This window comes from [Borrelia] finlandensis, assembly GCF_000181875.2.
Classification (GTDB): domain Bacteria; phylum Spirochaetota; class Spirochaetia; order Borreliales; family Borreliaceae; genus Borreliella; species Borreliella finlandensis.
Window position 1 is genome coordinate 1 of the sequence record NZ_ABJZ02000002.1, and the last position, 15,707, is coordinate 15,707.

The following is a 15,707-nucleotide window of genomic DNA, read 5'->3' on the forward strand; positions in this document are numbered from 1 at the left end:
GGACTCGAACCTATGACCTTCGGGTTATGAGCCCGACGAGCTACCAACTGCTCTACCCTGCGTCTTACAATTTAAAATGTTAGCACAACTTTATTATGAGTGTCAATTATTTGTTTATTATTAATTTAATTAGACTAAAAAATATATATCATTTATTTCTTTATATTCTTGTTTTATGATTTTTTTAATATCTTGTGTTTTATTTATAAAATTTTTAAAGTCATTTTCTGAATTTAAATTTATTTTGATATAAAGCACAAGTTTGTTGCCTTGATTATGAAAATTGAGTGTTTTAAAGTTTATATTTGAATTTTTTAACGTGTCTTTTACGCTTCTTTTAAGATCTATATTTTGTTTTGAGAGCAAATTGTTTGCGTTATTTATTATTACGTTAAGCCCTTCTTTTATTATGATAAAGCCAATAAATATAGACATAATTTTGTCAAAGCCACTCCACATGTAGGTTGCAAGCAGTAAACTTAGTGTAATCCCACCATGTGAGAATATACAGTTTTTATCAGCAGAAGCTAGTGCTAAGAGAAGTTGATTGTTGTATCTTTTTCCTATTTGAAATTTTGTCAAATATTCTATTATTTTCACTATAAAAAAAATGAAGGGGGTTAATGGTATCCACAAGCTTTTTTTAAGAGATTTATTTGAAAATATTTCTAGTATGTTTTTTTTGTCTTCTTCGTTGTGGTCGTGGTTATGATCGTGTGAGTGGTAATGGTCATGTTCATCTATAGTATCATTTTTATTTTTGTTCTGGTGTATGTGTAGATTAAATCCAGACTCTCCCCCAAGAGTGATAAATTTATTTAATCCGGTTGTATTTAGAAATAGTGTAAATCCTGTCATAAGTATAATTATTCCCATGATAAAAGCTATTAAGCTTTCCATTAGTTTGTGTCCATAAGGATAATGGATGGTTTCAGGCTTGCTTGTAATTTTCAAACTAAAATAAGTTATTGTAGATAAAACAAGGTCGGCCATCACGTGGAAAGCATCAGCAATAAGTGCAAATGAATTAAACAATATTCCAACAGTAAGCTTAGAAGATATTGATGCTACTTCAGTAAATATAGAGATTATTCCTATTCCCATTACAAATTTATCTTCTTCTATTTCAGGTGCTAATTCTTTTTTATATTTAGAATCGTTATGTTCAAATCCCAAGCTTAAAAGCTCTTCTTGTATTTCAGCAATTTGGCATGAAATTGTTTTAAACTTATTTTTTTTGCCGTAGTGAATTAAATTGCTAATCATTATTCTTTCTATGCCTTCCGATTTAAAATCATCATCAATATAAAAATTAATTATTTCAATTTGATCAGCTTTTGCTTTTGCTTTAAGATTTGCAATTAATTTTGAATTAGTTTCAATATAAACAATGTAGATATCTTCTTTTTTTAAAGTATCCAGTTTTAAATAAGCAAATTTATGAATGTTTTTTAAGCTTATTACCTTGACCATAATTGTAACATTCTCCTAGTTGTTGCATAATTTTACCATATTAGCAGTAATGTTAAATTTTATCATTTATTAAATTTAAGCTCAATCTTGGTTTGTTGGGGGCAAAAGTGAGGGATATTTTATGCGGCAAGCAGATTTTTTTGTGAAAAAATGTAAAAAAATTATTTTAAATAATAATGATTTGCACAGTTTAATTGGTAATATTAAAAATATTTTTTACGAGATTTTAAAAGAGTTTGACAAAAGGTCATTAGAAGATATATTTGATTATTATTATGAAACCTATGATGTTAATAATAGTTTATACAGCTTTATAGAAAAATTTGTTCCAATTATTAATTTTTTATTATTTGAAGATTTGGAATATAATTTTAATTCTGATGAGAAAAAACTTATTTTAAATGTATTTGATTTATCTGCCAATACTCTTGAAAGCAACAAATTAAATAAGTTTGCAAGTGCTTTAGTTTCTCTAAAGATATTAAATTGATTTAATTTTTTGCAAGTTGAGATTATGTTACTCTTCGTAGCTCTTTTTTATCAAAAGGAGCTTTAAGTAAATCTTTTAATGTATAAATTTTTATTGGCGTTTTGTTTTCACTAAATGATTTAGATTCTGTTATTATTATTTTTGTATCTTGATTAAAAAATTCTGCCATTACTTGCAAGCATATAGCGCACGGAATAGATTCAGGACTTGTATTAAGCAATAAAAAATCTATTGCTTGTACACCAATTTTTGCAATCATATTCAAAATTGCACTTCTTTCTGCGCAACAAGTTGCTCCAAAACTTGCATTCTCAACATTTGTTCCAATGAAAAAATCGTTTGTTTTGGTCTTAATGCAGGCACCTACTTTGAATTTTGAGTATGGAGAATATGAATTATTTCGTGCTTTTTCTGCCATATAAAATGCTTTATCTATATCTTCTTGTTTTAGTTTTTCCAAAATTTTCCACCTGTTATATTTTATTAGCCATTGTGGTTTATTTTATTGAAATATTGTAATATAGTCAATGTAAAATAAGCCAAAAACTTGTTTTGCGGAAGGTTTGCGAACTTTATTATGAGAGATGTTATTAATTTTATTAGAAAATATAATAATTTTATTATTATTGGGCACAAAGATCCTGATTTTGATTGCATAGGTTCTTCGTTAGCTTTATCGTCTTTTCTCTCAAGAATTAGTAAAAATTCTATTTTGTTAAATGAAGGTCCTTTTATTAGAAAAGAAATAGTTCCTTTTAAGGATAAGTTTTTATCTGAATGGCCCAATATTGAGATTTCAGAGTATTCAGTTATTATTTTAGATTGCTCGATTTTAGATAGGATAGGTGATGAATTTATCTTTTATGTAAAGAATATGCCTACTTTGGTAATCGATCATCATATGTCTGGAGAAAAATTAGAATGTGAGGGCTATATTGATCCTTTTGCGCCTTCTACTACTTTTTTAATTGAAAAATTGATAAGAGAGTTTGGACATGATCTTACAAAAGAAGAGGCCTGGTATATTTTAGTAGGATTTTGTACTGATACTGGTTTTTTTAAATTTATTTCAAGAAGTGATCCAGAGCCTTTTGAAATGGTTGCAAGACTGGTTTCAAAAGGAATAAGCCTTAAAGAAGTTTATAGCTATATAGAAGCCACCAAAAGCCTAAAATCAATAGAAACTCTTAAGTTAATGCTTAACAATCTTGAATCTTATTGGAATGGAAAGGTTTTGTTTACATTTTTATCTTCTTCTAGCTCTGGCAAAGATGGTGGAGTTAGTGGGGTTAATGAGCTTTTTTATATGATTTTAAGCAATGTTGAGAATAATGAAATTTTAGGCATTTTAAAGGAAATGGAGGACGGTTCGATTATAGTTGGGCTAAGATCTAAAGATTCTTTTGATGTTGGAAAATTGGCAGAAGATTTTGGAGGCGGTGGGCATAAAAATGCCAGCGGGTTTAGAATCAAACAAGGTTCTCTAGAGATTGTAAAAAATCGAATGCTAGCATACATTAAGGATAATATTTATTTATAATATTTTTTAAAGGGATGGTTCCTTTTGGATCAAAATCTTTAGTGAGTGTTAAAAATCCAGATTTAAATGCCAAGGGTGTTGTTCCATAAATAATTACTATGTTTTTTATCCAATTTAATTTTTTAATATGGTGAGGCGTAAGAGATACAATTACGCTTATTTTATCTTTGTATTCTTTCAAATTTTCTAAATATTTCAAGCTTCCAGGTGTGGATAAATTAAATATTACTTGTTCAAATTTATTAATTAATTTTTTAATTTCGTCGAGTTTTTGGGGATTAATTCCGTTTAAGGGATAATAGTTGTAATAATAAGCGTATGTATTTTGAAATATTTTTCTACCTTCTGTAATCATTTTGTAGTAAGGAGATATTATAAGTGTTTTTTTGGTTTTAGATATTTCTTTTTCTATTCTTACTTTTGTAATACTCCTTAATGTGTTTTGTTCAAAAAATTTTTCACCTTCTTTTGAATATATTTTCTCATTTTTGTTGAAATTAGGATAAAGATCAGATTTATTTTTATTTTCTTTTAAGTACATTAATTTTATTCTTAATATTCTTTTATTAGATTCAATAATATTGTTTTTTATTTCTGAATCTTTTTTCATTAAGTTTAATAGCATGTTGTAAGCATTTTGTTGTATATTTTCATTTAAAGATATTAAAAAAATGTCACTTTTGGTTCTAACTATTCTTTCAATCGTATTATAAATGCTCTCATTATTGTAGTTTACTGCGTTCATTAAAAGGTCATCAGTAATTATTATGTTATTATATTTTAATTTTTTTCTCAGTATGTCTTTAATTATTTTTATTGAGGATGATGCAGGGATATTTTCTCCATTTGTAAGCTTTGGATATGCTAAATGACCTGTCATTATTACGGGAATGTTTTCTTGGATTAATATTTTATATGGTAAAAGTTCATTTAAGCTTATTTCTAGTAAATTAGAATTTATTATTGGAATATTGATATGAGAGTCAAGGGTAGTATTGCCGTGTCCTGGGAAATGTTTTGCAGTAGAAATTACTCCCCCTTGCTTTTGTCCTTTGTAAAAAGCCAGAGAAAGAAGTGATACTATTTTGGGGTTATCCGAATATGTTCTTGGTCCTATTGCAAAATTATTTTCATGACTGTATATATCTACTATGGGTGCAAAGTTTAGATTTATTCCAAGTTGCCTTAGCTCTTGTGCTATGTAATATCCTGTATTATAAGAATCTTTTGGAGAAAGCGATGCTGCAATTCCAAGATTGCCAATTGTTTCTGATGTATTTAATTTTATGTGTTGCGCCAATCCCCCTTCTTGATCTGTTGCTACAAATAAAGGAATTTTAAATTTATTATTTTGAGATGTTTTTTGAGCTTTATGAATACTTTCTGTTAAATTTTTTAAATTTTTTGCGTTCCATCCAAAAATTTTAATTCCCCCAAGATTTTTTTTACTTATAAAATCAAGAACAAAATTTGTGATTGATTGATTTGGGTAGCTTATCATGAACATTTGCCCCAGTAGTTCATGATCTTGCATTTTGCTTACCATTTCATTTATTAATTTTTCTCTTTCCATCGTATCCCAAAAATCAATGGAAAAGCAGTTATTAGCTATAAAAAGGACAATGAGATAAAAATTTCTTTTCATTTAACCATATAAATAATAAATGCTAATTTAGTAATTTATATTTATTAGCAAGCTATTTTGTATTATACTTTATAATAATGCTTTTAAATAATAACATTGACAAAGCATTATTGAATTTATACACTTAATAAAAGTTTAAGCTGATGTAGCTCAGTTGGTTAGAGCACTCGGCTCATATCCGAGTTGTCGTGGGTTCAAGTCCCTCCATCAGCATTAGAGGTTGTAAATGGTAGTAGGAATTATTCTTGCAAATGGCTTTGAAGATATTGAGGCCATAATCCCGATTGATATTTTAAGACGGGGTAATGTTAATATTCAAATTATCAGTGCAAATGATAGCAATGTTGTGATAAGTTCAAAAGGCGTTTCTTTTTTAGCAGATGATATAATATCAAACTGTAAGGAAAATTGTTTTGATCTAATAATTCTCCCAGGAGGTATGCCTGGAGCTACTAATCTTTTTAATTCAAAAGAATTGGATTTGATTTTAAAAGATATGAATTCCAAAGGTAAATATATTGCAGCTATTTGTGCTTCTCCGGTAGTAGTGCTTGCTGCTAAAGGTCTTCTAGGATTCAATAAGTTTACATGTTATCCAAGTTTGGAAAAAAATGTTCTTGATGGTGAGTTTGTAGATGAAAATGTTGTTAGAAGCAATAATTTTATTACTTCTAAAGGAGTTGGAACTTCATTTGAATTTGCTTTTACTCTTCTTGAAATGGTAAAAGGAAAGCAAATAATGGAAGATGTTAAAAAAGCAACTTTACTTTGCAAGAGTTAAATATAAATCTATTTTAAATAATTATAATAAATAAACCAGATTTTAGTTTTTAAAATTGTAAATTATAAATTTTTTGGAATTAAATTATAAATGTCTTCAAGAATGGTTGATTCTTCGTTTGTTGGTATTGCCAGTATTTTTACTTTGCTTTTAATGGTTGATATTTCAGATTCTAAGGTTTTACTTTGGGACATTTTGTTTTTTTCAAGGTCCAGCTCTATTCCAATTTTTTCAAATCCTTTTAACGCAAGATCTCTTACTTTATAATCAACAACCCCAATTCCACCTGTAAAGACTATTGCATCGACATTAAAATCGAGAGCGGCAATGTAAGATCCAATATATTTTTTCATTCTATATGTCATTATTTCTACTGCAATTTTTGATTGATATTCTCCTTCTTTAATTTTGTTCCAAATATCTCTCATATCATTTGATTTTTCAGAAATTCCTAGCATGCCGCTTTTTTTATTTAATATTTCTTCAATTTGTTTAGTGTTTTTATTTAATATTGTGCTCATCAAATTAATAATTGATGGATCTATATTTCCACTTCTTGTTCCCATTACAAGGCCTTCAAGCGGAGTAATTCCCATGCTTGTGTCGTAAGATTTTCCATCTTTTACAGCATTAATACTTGCTCCGTTTCCAAGATGCAATATTATTAAATTTAGATTATCTATTTTTTTATTTAAAATTTCTGAGGTTCTTTTTGTTATGTACGAATAAGAGAGTCCGTGAAAGCCATATTTTCTGATACTGTGATTTTTATACCAAGAATATGGTACTGCGTAAAGAAAAGCGTGTTCTTTTATAGTTTGATGCCAGGATGTATCGAAGCATAAAACTTGTTTGGTGTGTGGCAAAATTTTAAGCACTGCTTCTATTGCGATGATTGCACTTGGGTTGTGAAGTGGAGCAAGTTCAGAAATTTGTTTTAATGTATTTAAAATACTGGTTTTAAGAATTACTGAATTTTTAAGACTTGAGCCTCCATGTACAACTCTGTGTCCTATTATTTTAATCTCACTAAGAGTTTTAAGGATTTTTAAATTGCTGTTTGTGAGTATTTTAAACATTTTTTCTATTGCTTTTTGGTGATTTTCAATTCCTTTTTCAGATCTTTCTGTTGTTGATCCGTCAGTATTTACAATTTTTATGATTGATTTTTTCTCTTTTATTTTTTCAATAATTCCAGATATTATTTTTTTTGAATTTTCATATTGATAAATAGCGAATTTTAATGAAGAACTTCCTGTGTTTATGATTAATATTTTCATTTTTTTTCCTTTTGTATTTAACAAGTTATGTGTTTGTCTTTAGTAAGTTAATATTTTTGTATATGTAATTTATTTTCTCAGATTTTTCAATATTTTTAAAGCTTAAAAATATTGATTTTTGATATGAGGGATTTAATATTAATAAATTAGGATGTTTTTGAAGTATTTCTATTATTTTTTCCATAGGAATGCTTTCTATATTTTGGTATTCTATTTCCAAAACTCTGTTTGTTTCTTTTAATTTTGTTATGTTTAAATTTTTTGCCAAAATTTTAAGCTCAGCCAACATTAATAGACTGTTTATTTCTTCGGGTATTGGGCCAAAGTTGTCGTGGAGCTCTGATCTTATTTTTTTACTTTCTTCTTCAGTTTGAATTTTAAAGATTTTTTTGTAGATTAGTAGTTTATCCTGCTCATTTTTTGCATAATTTTCAGGAATAAATCCACTATAGTTAATTTCAATATCAACCTCTTCTTCGTCTGATGAGATTTTTCCCATTTTCTTTTCAATTGCTTTATTTAGCATTGTTAGATAGTAATCTAGTCCAATCGATTCAATTTCCCCATGTTGTTCTCTACCAAGTAAATTGCCAACACCCCTTATTTCCATATCTTTCATTGCTATTTTAAATCCTGCTCCTAGCTCTGAAAATTCTGTTATTGCTCTTAGTCTTTCAATAGAGCGTTCATTTAGCTTTTCGCTGTCTTGGTACAAAAAATAAGCATAAGCTTTTTGAGATCCTCTTCCAACCCTTCCTTTTAGTTGATATAGCTGTGCAAGTCCAAACTTGTTTGCATTATTGATTATTATTGTATTTGCATTTGGAATGTCTATTCCATTTTCAATTATTGTTGTTGCCAATAAAATTTGATACGCTTTTTTAATAAAATTGTGCATTATATTTTCAATCTCTTCTCCTGTTAGTTTTCCATGAATTATTGCAATTCTTGCATAAGGTGTTAATTTTTCAATTAGTGTTTTTAAATAATACAGTTCTTCAATATTATGATTTACTAAAAAAACTTGACCATCTCGAGACAGTTCACTCTCAATTGCATGTTTTATTAAAAGTTCACTAAACGATTCTAAATAAGCTTCTATTTTTACTCTGTTTTGAGGCGGAATTTTTAAAACGGAAATATCTCTAAGCTTAATTAGTGACATGTGAAGAGATCTGGGAATTGGTGTTGCAGAAAGAGCAAGGCAATCAACCGAAATTCTTATTTCTTTAAGTTTTTCTTTTTCTTTTACGCCAAATCTTTGTTCTTCATCAATTATTATTAACCCTAAATTTTTGCAGGTGAATTTTTTTGAAAGAATTTTGTGTGTTCCTATGATTATATCAATTTTTCCACTTTTAAGTTCTTTTAAAATCCGGCTTTCTGCGTTATTTTTTATAAATCTGCTTAATACTTCGATTTTGATTGGAAAATTTTTAAATCTTTTTTTGAATGTATTGAAATGCTGTTCTGCTAAGATAGTTGTTGGCGAGAGTACAATAACCTGTTTGTTTCCCATTACGGCTTTAAAAGCAGCTCTCATAGCAACTTCAGTTTTTCCAAATCCAACATCTCCACAAAGAAGGCGATCCATCACTTTGAAGCTCATCATATCTTCTTTTATTTCTTTTATTGCTTTTATTTGATCTGGAGTTTCATTGTATGGAAATTCAGATTCAAATAACAATTGTAATTCGTTATCTTCTGGGTATTTAATACCTTTGATGCTTTCTCTTTTTGAATAAAGTTCTATTAATTTGTCTGCAATCTCTTCGATTCTTTTTTTTGCGTTTGCTTTGTTTTTTATCCATGTTTTAGAACTAATTTTATCTAATTTAATATTTTTAGGATCACTTCCAATGTATTTTTGGATTAAATTTGTTTGTTCAATTGGAATAAATAGTTTTTCTCCTTCAGCGTATTCAATTTCAATATAATCCTTTTCAAGAGAGCTTGTTTTTATTCTCTTTATTTGCTTAAATATGCCAATTCCATGGTTTATGTGAACTACATGACTATTTTTCTCAATCCCAACAAAAGAGTCAATAGCTTTTGTTTTTGAAGATTCAAAGGCTTTGTTTATTTTTTGCCCCGTATTGAAAATGTTTGATTCAAGAATAATGGCAATTTTTTCTTTTTCTATTATTAAAGAGCTAGATATTTTTAAAACCCCAATTGATACTTTTGGCAATTCTTTGAAAATATATTTAAGTTTTTCTTTTTGTGATTCAGATTCTGCTGCAATAATGATTTTAAATCCATTTTTCAGCCAATTTTCAAATTCTTCTTTTGTAAGTGCTATATTTGAAAAAAAGTTTCTCTCATTTTCGATTTTAAACTCGATAATTTCTTTGGATTCAGGGCTTTTAATTTTTGAAAATAAAACATCGCTTTTTAGATTGAAGTTTTTATAATTTAAGAGAATTCTTTTTGGATCAATTATATTTTTACCGGCTTCTTCTGCTTCTTTGTAAAGCTTTTCGTATTCTTGATGTATTTTTTCAATTTCTTTTTCGAAATTGTTAATTTCAAAGTTTACAATAGGTGTGTGTTTTTCAATCTCATCACCCAAGTAAGTATTTGCTACTAGTGGATAAAACATTTCTTCTGTTTTTGTTTCTTTTTTAAAATCCAACTCTTCAAGAATCTTTTTATATTCAACAGATTTAATTTTTGTTTTTAAGGTGTTAATAGTTTCATCGTCCCAAATAATTTCTTTTTTTGGAAGAATTTGGAATTCTAAAATTTCATTATCGTGTTTTAATTGGGTTAAGGGATTAAATTTTCTTATTTCTTCTATTTTGTCAAAGTTTAGTGCAATTCTTATTGGATTTTGTTCTCCAAAAGGGTATATATCTATAATTTCTCCTTTTACTGTAAATTCTCCTGGAATTGTTACTCTTAATGTTTTTTCATATCCCAATGTTATAAGAGTTTTTTCAATGTCTGCTGTATTAATATTGGTATTTTTTTCAATTTTATATATATTCTTTAGTAATGTATTTTTATCGGGTATTTTGCTAAGCAATGATTTCAAGACTGTAATATATATTCCAGGGGTTTTTTTATAAAAATTGATTAAAAATTTGATTCTTTCGTTAAAGATCGTACTTTTTGAGCCAATGCCCTTGTATACAAGGGGGCTAAAATAGTTAAGCTCAAAGATTTGATTTGTAATTACCTGTAAATCGTTTTTGATTTTATCTAATGTGTGTTCGTCTTTAACTATTAATATTATTTTCCCGGTTTTACTATATTCTTTGATTTTTTTAATTAAAAAGGCTTTGAAAAATCCTTCATATCCTGTTAATGAAAAAAATGTATTTTGTTCTAAAAATTCTTTCATTTTTTTTAAATTGGAATTATTCCTTAATATTGTTGTTAGTTCTTCATCTATATTCATTTTTTACCTTTTTGTTTAATTAATTTAGTATAATAATATACTATAGGTATTATTACTTTCTTTATATATAATGTGTTTAGGTTTTGAGGGGAGCTTATGAATATTAGAAAATTGCTTTTTTGTATCTTTTTTATGAATATTTCTTTTCTTTTGTTTGCGGGGGATTACAAGGGTCTTGATTTTAAAATCAAGTTTTTTAATCAATCTATTTATCGTGTCAATAGTAATGTTTTTATTGAAGTTTCTCTTAGCAATGTGTCTGAGAGTGTTTTAACTTTAGAAATAGGCGATATTAATTCTTTTGGCTTTGATTTTGATGTTACTGATACCACCAATATTAAAGTTAAAAGACCTATTGAATATGTTAAAAAGAGATCTAAAAATGTTGCAATTCCTGTTAGAAATATGAGCTTGAGACCTAATGAAAAATTTTCTGTAGTTATTAACTTAAATCAATTTGTTAAGTTTAGTAAAGATGGAGTTTATTTTGTTAAGGGTATTTTTTTCCCAGACATTTCAGATCCATCTAAGAAAAAAGAATCCAATATTATTACGCTTTTTTTAAATGATGGTTTTGATGAAAATCCAGGTAGCATAGACCTTGTTAATTTGTCTGAAAATAATGATATTCAAGATATCTTGAAAAAGAAAAAATTATCTCCCGATGAGATTGTTAAATATTTATTAAAGGCATTGCAGCTTGGGAAAAAAGAAAAGTTCTTTTTATATCTTGATATTGAAGGTTTGTTATTAAATGACAAAGGCAAGGCATACCTTTATAAGCAAAAGTTATCACCTATTCCCAATAAAAATGTAATTGAAGAGTATAAAGAATATTTGTGGAATTCTAATAATTCAGATATTTCAAAAGCACCAAATAAATTTTCTATTATTGAAACAACCTATTCTGATACTTCGGGCAAGGTGATTGCTGATTTATATTTTGACGATGGACAATTTTATATTTCCAAAAGATATACTTTCTTCTTCAAAAAATATGATTATTATTGGATAATTTATGATTACATTGTTCAAAATACTGGCATTAAGGAAAAGTAAAACTTTTTGTGTTTTGCAAATTATAGATCTTATTATATTATTTTATTTTTTAATAATAAGTCCTGTAAATCTTAATGCCGATTTTGAGTATAGAGTTGTCAAAGGAGATACTCTTTTTTCAATTGCAATTAAATATAAAGCCAAAGTAAGCGATCTTAAAAGGATTAATAAACTTAATGTTGACAATATTAGGGCGGGTCAAATATTAATTATTCCAAGTGATTCTAATTTAGGTCAAAACATTACCCACAAAGTCAATCATTCTTTTAGTGCGCTAGAATCTGTTAGTAAAGGGGTAATTTTTTACACCGCAAAAGAAGACGACACCATTAAGAGCATCTCAAAGCTTGTTGGACTAAGTCAAGAAGAGATAATAGCTTGGAATGATTTGCGCTCCAAAGATCTTAAGGTTGGAATGAAGCTTGTATTAACTGAGCCTGATTTTTTAAAGCCTTATGTGGTTAAGAAGGGTGATTCACTTTCAAAACTTTCTCAGGATTTTGATATTAGTTCTAAGGATATTTTAAAATTTAATTTTCTTAATGATGATAAATTAAAGATTGGCCAGCAACTTTTCTTAAAGAAAGCCACTAAGAATGTTAATTTTCATTATGTTAAAAGAGGGGAAACTCTTGGCAGAATAGCTTATATTTATGGCGTTACTGCTAAGGATCTTGTAGCTCTTAATGGCAATCGGGCTGTTAATCTTAAAGCAGGTTCATTGTTAAATGTTTTAAAGATTGTAAATAATGATTTAGAAAAACCTGTTGAGAGAGATTTTAAAATTGAGAAAAAAATAGATAATAAGTTTATCTATCATTCAGTTGCTGTAGGGGAGACTTTGTATAGCATTGCCAGACATTACGGTGTTTTAATCGATGACCTTAAAAATTGGAATAATTTAAGCAGCAATAATATTATGCACGATCAAAAATTGAAAATTTTTGATAAAAAACTTTCAATTGATTCTTCTATAATTAAAACTAAAAACGATTTATATATTAAAAAAAAGGTTGATTCTGTCCCTAATTCTTCTAATAAAGTGCAAACAATAGTTAATCTTCCCTCAAGTAAAAACAAAAAACTAAATTTAAATACTTTTGGAATTACTGCCAATCAAGATCTTTTTGATATTAGCTCTTTGGTTATTTTAGACTCCAAAATACCAATATTTGAGGTTGTTGGTGATTTCTATTATTGGTATAGACCAAGAAAGATAAGTCAGCCAAGTGAGTTTTATTCAGAAGATTGGCATTCTCCTTTGAATTCTTATAAAAAGGCAACCCAACTTTTCAAAAGTTTTGAAAAGTTGGTAAATTCTAGGTTTAATAAAGGATCAAGGCTTAAGGATAAATTAATAATTCTTGATCCAGGTCACGGTGGTCTTGATCCTGGAGCTATTGTTAAATCTAGAGATGGTCTTGGAAATGAAGTTTTTGTTGTTGAAGATGAATATGTATATGATATTGCCTTAAGGCTTTATGTATACCTTAAAGAAGAGGGGGCCAATGTTGAATTTACTATTTTAGCCCCCGACCATTTAATTAGAAATAGTGTTTTTGCTAACAATACTTTTGTTAATGTTAAAAACGAGGTTTACAATGATTATGATCTAAATAAAAATGATACTGTTGATTCTTGGATAAGCGGCACTCCGTCAGGCCTTAAAAAAAGATTAGTCGTTGTTAAAAACATTGTTAATAAATATAAACATATTAAAGATAAGGATATAGCCTTTTTTAGTTTGCATGCGGATAATAGTGTTGGAGCGCCTAAGAGTATGGGGTTTTATTATCAAAAAGATGACGATAAAAAATATGATATTCATTCAAAGTCTGCAGCAGAAAAAATTACAGAAGGAATGAAAAGAAGTTTTTATATTAAGGGTCAAAATCTTCATGTTTTAAGAAATAATATAGTAATGACTAAGCTTTTAGTAGAAGTTAGAAATTTGGCATTTCCAGAGGAAGCTTGGTCTATTAGATCTTCTAAGCTTAGAGATCAAGATTCCAAAATTCTTGCTAATGGGATTTTAAAAATATTGGAAAATAATTGACAAAAATTTTTAAATTTAAGATAATGTTTTTAGTGTTCAATTTCCCCTATAGCTCAGTGGTAGAGCGGGTGGCTGTTAACCACTAGGTCGGAGGTTCAAGTCCTTCTGGGGGAGTTAGTTAAAGCCAATTGATTTTTTAGGTCTGTTTTTGTTATTTTAAAGTAATTCAGTCTTTCTAAGAGTTTTTTACTGTTTCCATCCCCCAAACAAAAGTGTTTTTGTATTTTTTGTCTATTTTCTTTTGAGTTTTCTCCTATTATGCCAAGTTCTAACAAATCGCTTAATGTTAATAAATCTTTTTGATTATCTTTAGATAAAGTTCCAACCCCCTTAAGTATTTTTATTATTTCTGTTTTATTTACTGATTCAACTTCAGTGTCTTTAGTATTAAGATATGCATGTTTGATTTTATTATTTTCTCCCAGATGTTTGACTATTTTTTGTCTAATAATATTTCCAGATTTATCGCTGTCTGTTAAAATTATTATTCCTTTGTATTTTAATGCTTTTTTTAACAATTCAATAGTTTCAATTTTTAAAGCAAATCCTTTTGTTTCTATTACTGTGCAGTCAAAAGATTCTTTGATTCTTTTAAGATCATCTTTTCCCTCAACTACAATTATTTCTTTTATTTTTTCCAATTTTAAATTCCTTTTTCAAAGAAAGCTCTTAGCAATTTAATTGCTTCTATGTGGTCAGCTATTGATACTGTTTCGCGCAGGGAATGCATTGCCCACATTGGTGTTCCAATGTCAATAGTTTCTATTCCTGTTCTTGCATTTGAGATTGGACCAATTGTTGTGCCTGAAGGAACATTTGCTTTCATTATTATTTCTTGAATCTTAATATTGTTTTTAATGGCCAAATTTTTTAATTTTGCAAATCCTGTTGAAGTTGTTGCATATCTGAAATTAGCGCTATTTTTTACAACTACGCCCTTACCCAGATTTGCTTGATATTTTGGATCATGTTTAGATGTATAGCCAGGATGAATGCCGTGAACGCTGTCAATTGAGATATTAAATGATTTGTTTGTTTTTATTAAATGCTCTTCTCTGGTTAAATCAAGAGCAAGATCGATTCTTTCTAAAACTTCTGATAAAAATTTTGAATCAGCGCCTCTTGATGTTAAAGATCCTACTTCTTCGTTATCAAAAAATACAGCTATTTTATTTTTATCATTGCTTGTGTGAACATAAGAATTCATGATTGCATGGCATCCCGATTTGTTATCAAGATTTTTAGAAGCCAAAAATTCTCCTTCAGTTCCTATTATTTTAGAAGGTTGTGATTCTGTGAATATTAAATCACAAGATAGAAAATTTTCACATTCTATTCCAAGTTGTTCTAAGATATTATCTTTTATTGCTTTTTTAGTGCTACTGATTACTGTTAAATTGTCATGAGTATTGTATTTAAATCCTTCGTTAATTTGTCGGTTTAAATGGATTGCAAGGTTTGGAATAATTCCTATGTTTTCAATATTGATTAATTTTGATTCAATATTCTCATTTTTTTTGAAAAATACAATTCCTGCTAAGCTTAAGTCTCTGTCAATCCAAGTAGAAATTATTGGACTACCATAAACTTCAATATGGTTATAAAACACACCACTTGCTTTTTCTGTTGCGTCTATTTTTAATTTTAATCCCGGACTGTCTGTATGTGCTGCTGCTATTAGAAACGGTTCATATTTTTTTTTGACATCAATATTAAAGGCAATAAGGCTAGTTCCTTCTTTTTTTATGTAATATGATCCTGTTTCAATTTTCCATTTTTCATTAAGTTTTAATTGTTGTGCATTAAAATAATTTATTAATTTCTCTTCAATATAGTTTACTAAGTGATAAGGGGTAGGGCTATTGTCTAGCAGGCTTTGAAAAAATTTTGGTTCTAGTGTTTTATCATCCACCATGGGTGTTCTCCTTTAGTTTTATTGCTTTGTAGCTATATATTCTATTATAATAGTTTTTAACTGTT

Annotated in this window: 12 protein-coding genes and 2 tRNA genes; 7 read left to right on the forward strand and 7 right to left on the reverse strand. The window is 28.0% G+C overall.

Going from position 1 to position 15,707, the window contains the following annotated elements; all coding sequences use genetic code 11:
- Positions 1-129: 129 nt before the first annotated feature.
- On the reverse strand, positions 130-1,473 hold the full coding sequence (locus tag BSV1_RS00295) for a cation diffusion facilitator family transporter (protein WP_008882188.1): 1,344 nt from the start codon (positions 1,471-1,473) through the stop codon (positions 130-132).
- 121 nt (positions 1,474-1,594) lie between these two features.
- Between BSV1_RS00295 and BSV1_RS00300 the strand changes: the two genes are divergently transcribed.
- Complete coding sequence (locus BSV1_RS00300; protein WP_008882195.1) at positions 1,595-1,963, forward strand: hypothetical protein; 369 nt, start codon at positions 1,595-1,597, stop codon at positions 1,961-1,963.
- A 22-nt stretch (positions 1,964-1,985) separates the two neighbouring features.
- Here the strand turns inward: BSV1_RS00300 and cdd are convergent, their stop codons facing one another.
- Positions 1,986-2,423, reverse strand: coding sequence for a cytidine deaminase (gene cdd, locus BSV1_RS00305; protein WP_008882308.1), 438 nt, complete (start codon positions 2,421-2,423; stop codon positions 1,986-1,988).
- 117 nt (positions 2,424-2,540) lie between these two features.
- Here cdd and BSV1_RS00310 point away from each other — a divergent pair, with 117 nt between their 5' ends.
- On the forward strand, positions 2,541-3,503 hold the full coding sequence (locus tag BSV1_RS00310; protein ID WP_008882163.1) for a DHH family phosphoesterase: 963 nt from the start codon (positions 2,541-2,543) through the stop codon (positions 3,501-3,503).
- On the opposite strand, the gene BSV1_RS00315 is transcribed toward BSV1_RS00310, so the two are convergent.
- Positions 3,481-5,076, reverse strand: a complete 1,596-nt coding sequence (locus BSV1_RS00315; RefSeq protein ID WP_008882243.1) for a glycoside hydrolase family 3 N-terminal domain-containing protein — start codon at positions 5,074-5,076, stop codon at positions 3,481-3,483. The two genes, BSV1_RS00310 and BSV1_RS00315, sit on opposite strands and share 23 nt — an antisense overlap.
- A gap of 211 nt (positions 5,077-5,287) precedes the next feature.
- Between BSV1_RS00315 and BSV1_RS00320 the strand changes: the two genes are divergently transcribed.
- Together BSV1_RS00320 and BSV1_RS00325 are read left to right on the forward strand one after the other, a co-directional pair.
- A tRNA-Met gene (locus tag BSV1_RS00320) sits at positions 5,288-5,361 on the forward strand.
- 13 nt (positions 5,362-5,374) lie between these two features.
- Positions 5,375-5,929, forward strand: a complete 555-nt coding sequence (locus BSV1_RS00325; protein WP_008882309.1) for a DJ-1 family glyoxalase III — start codon at positions 5,375-5,377, stop codon at positions 5,927-5,929.
- 62 nt (positions 5,930-5,991) lie between these two features.
- Here BSV1_RS00325 and BSV1_RS00330 read toward each other — a convergent pair whose 3' ends face one another.
- Entirely contained in the window at positions 5,992-7,209 is a 1,218-nt protein-coding gene (locus BSV1_RS00330) for an acetate kinase (RefSeq protein WP_008882251.1), read from the reverse strand.
- 25 nt (positions 7,210-7,234) lie between these two features.
- Positions 7,235-10,612, reverse strand: a complete 3,378-nt coding sequence (gene mfd, locus BSV1_RS00335; RefSeq protein WP_008882184.1) for a transcription-repair coupling factor — start codon at positions 10,610-10,612, stop codon at positions 7,235-7,237.
- Positions 10,613-10,708: 96 nt separating this feature from the next.
- Between mfd and BSV1_RS00340 the strand changes: the two genes are divergently transcribed.
- From BSV1_RS00340 to BSV1_RS00350, 3 genes are all read left to right on the forward strand, one after another.
- Positions 10,709-11,671, forward strand: coding sequence for a hypothetical protein (locus tag BSV1_RS00340; protein WP_008882240.1), 963 nt, complete (start codon positions 10,709-10,711; stop codon positions 11,669-11,671).
- A complete protein-coding gene (locus tag BSV1_RS00345; protein WP_008882198.1) occupies positions 11,631-13,727 on the forward strand; it encodes a LysM peptidoglycan-binding domain-containing protein in 2,097 nt (698 codons plus the stop codon). The genes BSV1_RS00340 and BSV1_RS00345 overlap by 41 nt, the downstream gene beginning before the upstream one ends.
- A gap of 42 nt (positions 13,728-13,769) precedes the next feature.
- A tRNA-Asn gene (locus BSV1_RS00350) sits at positions 13,770-13,841 on the forward strand.
- On the opposite strand, the gene rnmV is transcribed toward BSV1_RS00350, so the two are convergent.
- Both rnmV and BSV1_RS00360 read right to left on the reverse strand, forming a co-directional pair.
- Positions 13,823-14,368, reverse strand: a complete 546-nt coding sequence (gene rnmV, locus BSV1_RS06495) for a ribonuclease M5 (protein WP_008882295.1) — start codon at positions 14,366-14,368, stop codon at positions 13,823-13,825. The genes BSV1_RS00350 and rnmV overlap by 19 nt on opposite strands.
- Positions 14,369-14,370: 2 nt before the next feature.
- Complete coding sequence (locus BSV1_RS00360) at positions 14,371-15,642, reverse strand: M18 family aminopeptidase (protein ID WP_008882174.1); 1,272 nt, start codon at positions 15,640-15,642, stop codon at positions 14,371-14,373.
- Positions 15,643-15,707: the final 65 nt, after the last annotated feature.

What these genes read in the sequence shown, in the direction of transcription:
- BSV1_RS00325 (WP_008882309.1), top strand. Translation starts at nt 5,375, where the DNA reads ATGGTAGTAGGAATTATTCTTGCAAATGGCTTTGAAGATATTGAGGCC.
- BSV1_RS00295 (WP_008882188.1), bottom strand. Translation starts at nt 1,473, where the DNA reads ATGGTCAAGGTAATAAGCTTAAAAAACATTCATAAATTTGCTTATTTA.
- BSV1_RS00345 (WP_008882198.1), top strand. Translation starts at nt 11,631, where the DNA reads ATGATTACATTGTTCAAAATACTGGCATTAAGGAAAAGTAAAACTTTT.
- BSV1_RS00340 (WP_008882240.1), top strand. Translation starts at nt 10,709, where the DNA reads ATGAATATTAGAAAATTGCTTTTTTGTATCTTTTTTATGAATATTTCT.
- BSV1_RS00360 (WP_008882174.1), bottom strand. Translation starts at nt 15,642, where the DNA reads ATGGTGGATGATAAAACACTAGAACCAAAATTTTTTCAAAGCCTGCTA.
- BSV1_RS00330 (WP_008882251.1), bottom strand. Translation starts at nt 7,209, where the DNA reads ATGAAAATATTAATCATAAACACAGGAAGTTCTTCATTAAAATTCGCT.
- BSV1_RS00310 (WP_008882163.1), top strand. Translation starts at nt 2,541, where the DNA reads ATGAGAGATGTTATTAATTTTATTAGAAAATATAATAATTTTATTATT.
- mfd (WP_008882184.1), bottom strand. Translation starts at nt 10,612, where the DNA reads ATGAATATAGATGAAGAACTAACAACAATATTAAGGAATAATTCCAAT.
- BSV1_RS00300 (WP_008882195.1), top strand. Translation starts at nt 1,595, where the DNA reads ATGCGGCAAGCAGATTTTTTTGTGAAAAAATGTAAAAAAATTATTTTA.
- BSV1_RS00315 (WP_008882243.1), bottom strand. Translation starts at nt 5,076, where the DNA reads ATGGAAAGAGAAAAATTAATAAATGAAATGGTAAGCAAAATGCAAGAT.